An 8,535-nucleotide genomic window follows, 5' to 3' on the forward strand; every position below is an offset into this window, starting at 1 on the left:
CGCCACGGAAGAGTGGTTAGAACAGCACCGTCGCGTACTGGCCGACCTGCTTGAACCCGATCTTGCGGTAGGCCGCGAGGGCGGGGGTGTTGAAGGCGTTGACGTACAGGCTGGCTGTGCGGCCGAGGCCACGGACGAGCCGGTTCACCACCGCGGCGGTGCCGGCGGTGCCGAGCCCGTCGCCGCGGCGGTCGGGGTGCACCCAGACGCCCTGGATCTGCCCGACGGTGGCCGACATGGCGCCGATCTCGGCCTTGAAGACGACTTCGCCGTCTTCGAAGCGGGCGAACGCGCGGCCGGCGCCGATCAGCTCGGTCACCCGGGCGCGGTAGCTGGCGCCGCCGTCACCGCTGCGCGGGTCGACGCCGACCTCCTCGATGAACATGGCGACGGCCGCGGGCAGGTACCGCTCGAGCTCGTCCGGCCGGACGGGCCGGACCAGCGGATCGGCGGCGACGAGCGGGGTGCTGTCCAGGGCCATCAGCGGCTGGTCGTCGCGGACTTCGCGGGCGGGGCCCCACTCGCCTTCGAGCTCGTCCCACAGGCCGAGGACCTGCTCGGCCGGGCCGACGAGCGAGGAGCAGGTGCGTTGCCTTCTCAGGGCACGATCGGCGAAGGAGCGCAACGCGGGCGCGTTGCCGCGCAGCGGGATGAGGTTGGGCCCGGAAAAGCACAGCCCTTGGAGCCGTCCGGCTCGGACCGGACGGCTGTCGGCGGCCCAGAGCTCGCCACCGAGCCGCCACGGGTCGAGGCCCGCGGCCTCGACCCGGGCGCTGACCATGCAGCTGCCCACCGGGTCCGCGGCCAAAGCGGCACGGACCGCCGGATAGTCCCGATCATCGAGCAGCCGTGCACCTGCAAGCCGCAACACGGGCTCCAGGGTGCCAGATTCGGCCGGTAAACGGAACGCGAGGCCGTCGACACGGTGAGATGAACGCGCGAGCCGGGCGTCCCGGGCAGAATCGGGGGCATGCAGAGGTACACGTACAAGGTCGTCGAGGTCCGGGAAAAGCTTCTCGGGGGCAAGATGTCGGGCGGCAAGCTGGAGAAGCTGCTGAACGACCACGCGGCCGACGGGTGGCAGCTCAAAGCGATCACGGCCACCGAGGTGAAGGGGCGGGTCGGGCCTGGTGGGGTCGAAGGCTTGCTGGTCACGTTCGAGCGGCCGGTGCAGTAGCGGCAGCCGCCTCGGGTGTCAGGCCGCGCCGCGGTAGGTGCCGATCGTCCAGGAGTTGCCCTCCGGATCGCGGAGGCTGAACGTGTGCGAGCCGTACTCGGTGTCGGTCAGCCCGGCCGTGATCTCCGCGCCGGCGTCCCGCACCCGCGCGTGGATCTCGTCCACCCGGTCCGACACCACATACACCGCGGCCGCACCCGGCTTCATGGCGTCGTGGACGCCGTCCGGCGGGCGGACGCTGCCCAGCATCACCGCGCCGCCTTCGGGCCAGCGCAGCTCGGCGTGCGCGATCAGGTCGCCCTCGGGCACCACCAAGGCCTCGGTGAAGCCCAGGACGTCGACGAGGAACCGGACCGCGGCCGGGGCGTCGTCGTACCGGAGGGCGGGCCAGACGTTCGGTTCAGGAGTCATGCCGTCAGCTTCGCGCCACCTCCGCCTCCTGGTCTTGGAGGAACGGGAGTTCCTCGGCGATCCAGGTGCCCGGCGTGCAGCCCGCCAGCGCGCGCCACTCGTTGGTCAGGTGCGCCTGGTCGTAGAACCCGCACTCCGCCGCCAGCGCCGCGAGGTCCGTCCGCCCCCGCCGCAGCAGGCGCCCGGCCCGCTCGAACCGCAGCACCCGCGCCGCCTGCTTCGGCGCCAGCCCCAGCTCGGCGCGGAACCGCTCGCCCAGGTGGCGGCGGCTCCAGCCGACCTGCTCGGCGAGGTCCGCGACGCGGACCCGCCCGTCGGCCCCGCGCATCCGGCGCCACGCCTCCCCCAGCTCGGGTGGTGGCGCCACCGGCTCGACGGCCCGGGCGGCCAGGACGTCGTCCAGCACCGCGAACCGCTCGCGCCAAGGCAGCTCCCGCAGCCGGTCGGGCAGCGAGCCGAGGCCGAATTCCGCCAGGTCCACGACCTCGCCGCTCAGCTCGGCCGCCGTGACGCCGAACAGCGTCCGTACCCCCAGCGGGTCGAGCTCCAGCTGCAGGCCCTCCTGCGCGCTGTCCTGCCGGATCAGCACCGCGCGCGTGTGCAGGCCGCCGACCAGCGCCTGCAGGCTGTGCCCGGCCATCCGCACCGGCCCGGCGAGGCTGATGACGAGCGTCACGTGCCGGGACGGCAGCCCGCGGTGGACAGCCAGTGTGACGCCCTCCTGCGCGTACCCGACATAGCGCGTGACCAGGGGCCGCACCACCGGGTGCGGCTCGCGGACGGCCCAGGTCACAGTCACGGATGCCAGGCTAATCGTCACCACCGACAGTTCCGGGGTCTGATAACACGGACGTGCGTCCCCACCGCGGAAGGAACCACCCGATGACGATCCAGGAGCAGGCGCAGCAGCTGGAGCTGCTCGCCGACCAGGTGCCGACCGGCATCGCGCTCGCCACGAAGAGCGACCTCGAAGACCTGCAGGCCCAGGTACTCGGCCTGCTCGGGGAGACGTCCACCGCGACCGCGATCCAGGGCGCCATCCAGCTCGCCTCGCAGCAGATCGACGAGGTCGCGGCCGCGCTGGAGAACGTCCGGCTGCAGATCCGCGACGCCGCCCAGCACCACCTACAGGGCTGATTCGTAGTACGAGCGCACGGCGGGCCGGCCCGTGTAGTTGGGGCCGGCCCGGTCGTCGGCGCCGAGGTAGCGGAACGGCAGCGAGCCGGCGAAGGGGCCGTCGCGCCGGATCCGGTGGGTTCTCAAGTCGTACGTGAAGCCCGCTTCGCGCAACGCGGCGAGCACCCGGCGTGCCCCGCCCGGCGCCCGGATGCCCGCGATGTCGAAGTTCGCGACGAAGGTTCATCGCCCGGTTGGCCACCACGGACGACGCCTCGAGGGCGTCGTCCGAGAGCAGGTCAGCCAGCGGTCACCACCGGGGCGCCCTCGCCAAGCGACTCGCCCGCCTCTTCGGCGATGCGCATGGCCTCTTCGATGAGCGTCTCGACGATCGCGTGCTCCGGCACGGTCTTGATGACCTCGCCCTTGACGAAGATCTGGCCCTTGCCGTTGCCCGACGCCACGCCGAGGTCGGCCTCGCGAGCCTCGCCCGGGCCGTTCACGACGCAGCCCATGACGGCCACGCGCAGCGGGATCTCCATGCCCTCGAGACCGGCCGTGACCTGCTCGGCGAGGGTGTAGACGTCGACCTGCGCGCGCCCGCACGAGGGGCACGACACGATCTCCAGCTTCCGCGGCCGCAGGTTGAGCGACTGCAGGATCTGGATGCCGACCTTGACCTCTTCGACCGGCGGCGCGGACAGCGAGACGCGGATCGTGTCGCCGATGCCCTGGCGCAGCAGCGCGCCGAACGCGACGGCCGACTTGATCGTGCCCTGGAACGCCGGACCGGCCTCGGTGACGCCGAGGTGCAGCGGGTAGTCGCACTGCTCGGCGAGGATCTCGTACGCGCGCACCATGACCACCGGGTCGTTGTGCTTCACCGAGATCTTGATGTCGTGGAAGTCGTGCTCGGCGAACAGCGACGCCTCCCACAGCGCCGACTCCGCCAGCGCCTCCGGCGTCGCCTTGCCGTACTTGTCCATGATCCGCTTGTCGAGCGAGCCGGCGTTGACGCCGATCCGGATCGGCGTGCCGTGGTCCTTCGCGGCCTGCGCGATCTCCTTGACCTGGTCGTCGAACTTCCGGATGTTGCCCGGGTTGACGCGCACCGCCGCGCAGCCGGCCTCGATCGCCGCGAAGACGTACTTCGGCTGGAAGTGGATGTCGGCGATCACCGGGATCTGCGACTTGCGCGCGATCGCGGGCAGCGCCTCGGCGTCGTCGGCCGAGGGGCACGCCACGCGGACGATGTCGCAGCCCGCGGCGGTCAGCTCGGCGATCTGCTGCAGGGTCGCGTTGACGTCGGAGGTGAGCGTCGTCGTCATCGACTGGACGGAGATCGGGTGGTCGCTGCCGACGCCCACCGAACCCACCTGGAGCTGGCGGGTCTTGCGGCGCTCGGACAGGACGGGCGGGGGCAGGGCGGGCATACCGAGTGCGACGGTCACGGCTTCCAGCGTACCCACCCCTACTGGGGCACCTTCACCATGTCAACCGTCACGGTGAGCAGCATTACGGTGCGGGTGAGCGGCCCCGGCCGGACCGCCACCCCGCCGTGGGACTACGGGCTGATCCGGATCGGGTTGACGATGTCGGCCGTCACCGTGAGTAGGGTCACCGCACCGCCGATCAGCACGAGCACCATCGTGATCCCGGACAGCCTCGTGTAGTCGACGGGACCGGCGGCCGCCTTGCCCCGCCGGGCGCGGATCCAGTCGCGGACGCGCTCGTACCAGACCACCGCGATGTGCCCGCCGTCCAGCGGCAGCAGCGGCAGCAGGTTGAACACGCCGATGAAGAAGTTCAGGCTGGCCAGCAGGAAGAAGAACAGCACCCAGATGCCCTGCTCGACGGCCTCGCCGCCGATCCGGCTCGCGCCGACGACGCTGACCGGCGTGTTCGGGTCGCGCTCGCCGCCGAAGATCGCGGTGACCACGGCGGGGATGCGCTCGGGGAACTCGACGAGCCGCTGCGCCGTCTCGGCGAACATCGTGCCGGTGAAGCTGAAGGTGGCGCCGATCGCGGCGACCGGGCCGTACTGCGTGGTCAACGCCGGCGGCACGGGCGAGGCGCCGATCATGCCGACCTCCTTGACGGCGGAGCCGCTCCAGCGCTGCACCCTCGGCACGTCGACCTGGAGCCGGAGCTGCTGGTTGCCGCGCTGCACGACGAACTCGGTCAGGCCGCTGGTGGCCTGCACGGCGGTGAGCATCTCCTCCCAGGTCGCGACCGGCTTGCCGCCGACCGAGAGCACCTTGTCACCGGCTTGCAGCCCGGCCGACTTCGCCGGGGTCGGCGCGCCCGGCGGGCAGGTGGGGTTCTTGGCCTGGGCCTCGGCCTGTTCCTTCGTCGTGGTCGAGACGGCGCAGGAGGTCGCGGCCAGCACCGGCTGGGTCGGTTCGGCGGCCGCCAGGCTCGGCAGGCCCATGGTCACGGCCATCAGGTAGAGGACCAGGAAGCCCAGGATGAAGTGGGTGATCGACCCGGCCGACATCACGACGGTGCGCTTCCAGGTCTTGAACCGCCACATCGCGCGCGGCGCCTCGTCCGGCGTCACCTCGTCGAGCGCGGTCATGCCGGCGATGTCGCAGAACCCGCCGAGCGGGATCCACTTCAGGCCGTACTCGGTCTCGCCGCGGCGCCAGGAGAACACCGTCGGCCCGAAGCCCACGAAGTACCGCCGGACCTTCATGCCGAAGGCCTTCGCGGTGACCATGTGGCCGGCCTCGTGCAGGGCGACTGAGACGCAGATCCCCAGCGCGAAGAGCACCACACCGATGATGTAGGCGAGCACCCGCTACTTCCCCTCGATGATCGAACCGGCCCGCGCGCGAGCCCAGCGCTCGGCCGCGAGTACGTCCTCGACGTCGCGTGGTTCGCGACGCCATTCGTCGGCGGCTCCCACCACCTCGGAAACAGTGTCCACTATCGACGTGAAGCTGGTGTTCTGCGCCAGGAAGGCGGACACGAGCTCCTCGTTCGCGGCGTTGTAGACGGCGGGCAGGCAGCCGCCCGCGGCGCCGCAGTGCCGGGCCAGCTCGACGGCCGGGAAGGCCTCGTCGTCCAGCGGCTCGAAAGTCCAGGTCGCGGCCTTGTCCCAGGCGCACGCGGCGGCGGCGCCGGGGACGCGGTCGGGCCAGTGCAGCGCGAGCGCGATCGGCAGCCGCATGTCGGGCGGGCTGGCCTGGGCGATCGTCGAGCCGTCGGTGAAAGTCACCATCGAGTGAACGATCGACTGCGGGTGCACGGTGACGTCGATCCTGTCCGGCGCGATGCCGAAGAGCAGGGCCGCCTCGATCAGCTCGAGGCCCTTGTTGACCAGGGTGGCGGAGTTGATCGTGATGAGCGGGCCCATGGACCAGGTGGGGTGCGCCATCGCCTGCTCGACGGTGACGCCGGCCAGCTCCGCGCGCTTGCGGCCGCGGAACGGGCCGCCGGACGCGGTGAGGACGAGCCGGGCGACCTCGGTTTCCTTGCCGGCCCGCAGCGCCTGCGCGATGGCGGAGTGCTCGGAGTCGACCGGAACCAGCTGACCCGGCTTCGCGGCGGCGAGCACCAGCGGCCCTCCGGCGATGAGCGACTCCTTGTTCGCGAGGGCGAGGGTGGCGCCGGTGGCGAGCGCTTTGAGCGTCGGCTCGAGGCCGCGGGAGCCCGGGAGCGCGTTGAGGACGGTGTCGACCGGCACGGCGTCGATCAGCTCGGTGACGGCATCGAGGCCGGCGAAGAGCCGCGGGAGCTTGAACTCCCCCTGCGCGTACCCCCGCTTCTGCGCCTCGGCGTACAGCGCGAGCTGGACGTCTTCGGCGGCCGTGGCCTTGGTCACGGCGACGGCTTCGACACGGTGGGCGATCGCCTGCGCGGCGAGCGCGGCCGGATCGGCCCCACCGGCGGCGATCCCGGCCACCCGGAACAGCCCGGGGTTGCGCGCGGCGACGTCGAGGGCCTGCACGCCGATGGACCCGGTCGAGCCGAGCACGAGAACGCTTCGCGAGGTAGTCATCGCCGGTCATTGTCGCGCGGGCCGTGTCCGCGGCGCACCCGGAGGTGTGGGATCATCGGCGGGTCCGAGGTTCACGGGGTTTGAGGAGTTCATCGTGGCAGGCAAGGCGGTCGAGAAAAGGCGGCCCGAGGTCGACCCGCGCGACGAGCCGTCCGCGGCCTGGGGCTGGCACGGCTCGTTCCCGAAGGCCACCCGCATCGCCGGCTGGGTCAGCGCGATCATCCTGCTGGTGATGATCAAGGGCAACCACGAGAACAACACCGAGAACGTGTGGCTGGTCGGCCTGGCGGCGTTCCTGGTCCTGCTGCTGGTGCTGGACATCCGCAAGCAGCGCACGGCCTGGCGCAAGTAGTCGGTTTTTCGCTAACGTCCCGGCATGAAGCTGCGCTGGGGACTGGCTGTTCTGTCCGTTTTGGGTGCCCTGGTGGCGGCTCCCACACCGGCTTCGGCCTCGGTGCCGCTGGTCCGGTGCACGTTCACGCCGACGCCTTCCAACCCGGCCGCTCGGCCGGTGGTGCGTCCGTTGCCTCTGGCGTTGACCCGCGGGACTGTCGATGTGACGTTCCGGTTCAACTACGGGCCGGTGACGGTGCGGCTGGATCGCGGCAGAGCTGCGCCTTGCGCGGTGCACAACATGGTTTCGCTGGTTTTGCAGCGGTTCTACGACCGGTCCCAGTGCTGGCGGCTGTCCAACTCCGCTCGGCTTGGTGTTCTGCAGTGTGGGGACATCTACGAGGTGGAGAAGGGTGGGCCGGGGTACCAGTTCCCGGACGAGGTTTCGGGTTCTGAGACGTACCCGCGCGGGACGATCGCGATGGGGAACCAGGGGCCGGGGACCAACGGGTCGGAGTTCTTCATCGTGCACTCGTTCGCGAACATCCCGGCTAACTACTCGGTGATGGGGCGGGTGATCCGGGGGATGTCGGCTCTTGATCGGATGGTCGAGGACGGGATCATCCCGACCGACCCGAACGGGCCGCTGGACGGGGCGCCGGCGAAGCCAGTGAAGATCCAGCGCGCCACGGCTGCCTGGTAGTCGGCGCCGCCTACGGGTGGAGCATCACTCCATCAAAACTTCGACACCGCACTCGGCGAACAACCCCATTACTTTCTCGAAGTATTCTTTGCCCAGCTTTTCTCTCATCAGCGACCGAGCATCACCGGATTCCGACCACTTGAGAACAAAAGGCGGCACCGGGCCAAACCCTCCGGACATGCAGTCGGCCAATCCGTCCAAATTAGCACCGTAATATCCCCCAGGTCCGCCGATCGCCTCTCCCAGTGCACAGTAGAAACTGGGCACATCGATGACGTCCCTCCCCGCGAGCACAAACGGCCCGGCTCTTTTCGCTTGCACGTGGAAACGGGAGTTCAACCGCACGACTTCCAGCCAGGCCTTCTTCTCAGCATCAGAGTACGACACCCAAGTCCCGACCACTTGTGGACGCCCCAGCCACCAGCGTGACCACACCAAGTTAACCGGCTCGCCAGGCCACGCGTGCATGAAGCCTTTCACTCGAAGTCGCGTACCGCCCGAATCGCCCACGGCCAAAATACGACACATCGCGGCGCCCACGAAGTAAGCACCCAGCCGGTTCCCCCATCGGTCGATCATCACCACCTCGACTTCGTCCGGCGGATCGTTCCGATCGAGCAGGTCAGCCACTTCTCCCACGAGATCGAAAGTGCCCCACCCATCCATCGAACGCAGCCCGAAAAAACCGACTATCTCGTTCACGCGGAATAAGATCCGGTCTTCGCCGTCAGTGAGGAGGCAACGCCAAGGCGAAGACGCGATAGTCGGATCATTCATAAGTTCACCTATCCG

At 70.0% G+C, this 8,535-nt stretch carries 12 protein-coding genes; 4 read left to right on the top strand and 8 right to left on the bottom strand.

Annotation, left to right across the window (positions count from 1 at the left end; translation table 11 throughout):
- Positions 1 to 16: 16 nt before the first annotated feature.
- A complete protein-coding gene (locus DV20_RS32605; RefSeq protein ID WP_043786949.1) occupies positions 17 to 871 on the bottom strand; it encodes a GNAT family N-acetyltransferase in 855 nt (284 codons plus the stop codon).
- Between the two features lie 99 nt (positions 872 to 970).
- On the opposite strand from DV20_RS32605, the gene DV20_RS32610 reads away from it, so the two are divergent.
- Positions 971 to 1,177, top strand: coding sequence for a DUF4177 domain-containing protein (locus DV20_RS32610; protein WP_043786950.1), 207 nt, complete (start codon positions 971 to 973; stop codon positions 1,175 to 1,177).
- A gap of 18 nt (positions 1,178 to 1,195) precedes the next feature.
- Here the strand turns inward: DV20_RS32610 and DV20_RS32615 are convergent, their stop codons facing one another.
- Together DV20_RS32615 and DV20_RS32620 are read right to left on the bottom strand one after the other, a co-directional pair.
- The gene (locus DV20_RS32615) at positions 1,196 to 1,588 is read right to left on the bottom strand and encodes a VOC family protein (RefSeq protein WP_043786951.1); all 393 of its coding nucleotides are present in this window, start codon (positions 1,586 to 1,588) and stop codon (positions 1,196 to 1,198) included.
- A 4-nt stretch (positions 1,589 to 1,592) separates the two neighbouring features.
- Positions 1,593 to 2,387: a helix-turn-helix domain-containing protein gene (locus DV20_RS32620; RefSeq protein WP_200876546.1), complete on the bottom strand. Its 795-nt coding sequence runs from the start codon at positions 2,385 to 2,387 to the stop codon at positions 1,593 to 1,595.
- Positions 2,388 to 2,470: 83 nt separating this feature from the next.
- Between DV20_RS32620 and DV20_RS32625 the strand changes: the two genes are divergently transcribed.
- Positions 2,471 to 2,725, top strand: coding sequence for a hypothetical protein (locus tag DV20_RS32625; protein WP_003057586.1), 255 nt, complete (start codon positions 2,471 to 2,473; stop codon positions 2,723 to 2,725).
- Here the strand turns inward: DV20_RS32625 and DV20_RS32630 are convergent.
- The 4 genes from DV20_RS32630 to dxr form a co-directional block, all read right to left on the bottom strand.
- Entirely contained in the window at positions 2,714 to 2,890 is a 177-nt protein-coding gene (locus DV20_RS32630) for a hypothetical protein (protein ID WP_235191045.1), read from the bottom strand. The two genes, DV20_RS32625 and DV20_RS32630, sit on opposite strands and share 12 nt — an antisense overlap.
- A 113-nt stretch (positions 2,891 to 3,003) precedes the next feature.
- Positions 3,004 to 4,155 carry a flavodoxin-dependent (E)-4-hydroxy-3-methylbut-2-enyl-diphosphate synthase gene (gene ispG, locus DV20_RS32635; RefSeq protein ID WP_043786973.1) on the bottom strand — a complete coding sequence of 384 codons (1,152 nt, stop codon included), beginning with the start codon at positions 4,153 to 4,155 and terminating at the stop codon, positions 3,004 to 3,006.
- Between the two features lie 113 nt (positions 4,156 to 4,268).
- Positions 4,269 to 5,501: a M50 family metallopeptidase gene (locus DV20_RS32640; RefSeq protein ID WP_043786952.1), complete on the bottom strand. Its 1,233-nt coding sequence runs from the start codon at positions 5,499 to 5,501 to the stop codon at positions 4,269 to 4,271.
- A gap of 3 nt (positions 5,502 to 5,504) precedes the next feature.
- Positions 5,505 to 6,707, bottom strand: a complete 1,203-nt coding sequence (gene dxr / locus DV20_RS32645; protein ID WP_043786953.1) for a 1-deoxy-D-xylulose-5-phosphate reductoisomerase — start codon at positions 6,705 to 6,707, stop codon at positions 5,505 to 5,507.
- 94 nt (positions 6,708 to 6,801) lie between these two features.
- On the opposite strand from dxr, the gene DV20_RS32650 reads away from it, so the two are divergent.
- Both DV20_RS32650 and DV20_RS32655 read left to right on the top strand, forming a co-directional pair.
- Complete coding sequence (locus tag DV20_RS32650) at positions 6,802 to 7,059, top strand: DUF2631 domain-containing protein (protein ID WP_043786955.1); 258 nt, start codon at positions 6,802 to 6,804, stop codon at positions 7,057 to 7,059.
- Positions 7,060 to 7,083: 24 nt separating this feature from the next.
- Complete coding sequence (locus DV20_RS32655) at positions 7,084 to 7,743, top strand: peptidylprolyl isomerase (RefSeq protein ID WP_043786956.1); 660 nt, start codon at positions 7,084 to 7,086, stop codon at positions 7,741 to 7,743.
- 24 nt (positions 7,744 to 7,767) lie between these two features.
- Here DV20_RS32655 and DV20_RS43265 read toward each other — a convergent pair whose 3' ends face one another.
- Positions 7,768 to 8,445: a barstar family protein gene (locus DV20_RS43265; RefSeq protein ID WP_160169771.1), complete on the bottom strand. Its 678-nt coding sequence runs from the start codon at positions 8,443 to 8,445 to the stop codon at positions 7,768 to 7,770.
- Positions 8,446 to 8,535 lie beyond the last annotated feature (90 nt).

The organism is Amycolatopsis rifamycinica, from assembly GCF_000695625.1.
In the GTDB taxonomy this organism is placed as follows: domain Bacteria; phylum Actinomycetota; class Actinomycetes; order Mycobacteriales; family Pseudonocardiaceae; genus Amycolatopsis; species Amycolatopsis rifamycinica.

Excerpts from the sequence above, each read along its gene's own strand:
- DV20_RS32655 (WP_043786956.1), top strand. The coding sequence starts at position 7,084 with ATGAAGCTGCGCTGGGGACTGGCTGTTCTGTCCGTTTTGGGTGCCCTG.
- DV20_RS32625 (WP_003057586.1), top strand. The coding sequence starts at position 2,471 with ATGACGATCCAGGAGCAGGCGCAGCAGCTGGAGCTGCTCGCCGACCAG.
- DV20_RS32610 (WP_043786950.1), top strand. The coding sequence starts at position 971 with ATGCAGAGGTACACGTACAAGGTCGTCGAGGTCCGGGAAAAGCTTCTC.
- dxr (WP_043786953.1), bottom strand. The coding sequence starts at position 6,707 with ATGACTACCTCGCGAAGCGTTCTCGTGCTCGGCTCGACCGGGTCCATC.
- DV20_RS32615 (WP_043786951.1), bottom strand. The coding sequence starts at position 1,588 with ATGACTCCTGAACCGAACGTCTGGCCCGCCCTCCGGTACGACGACGCC.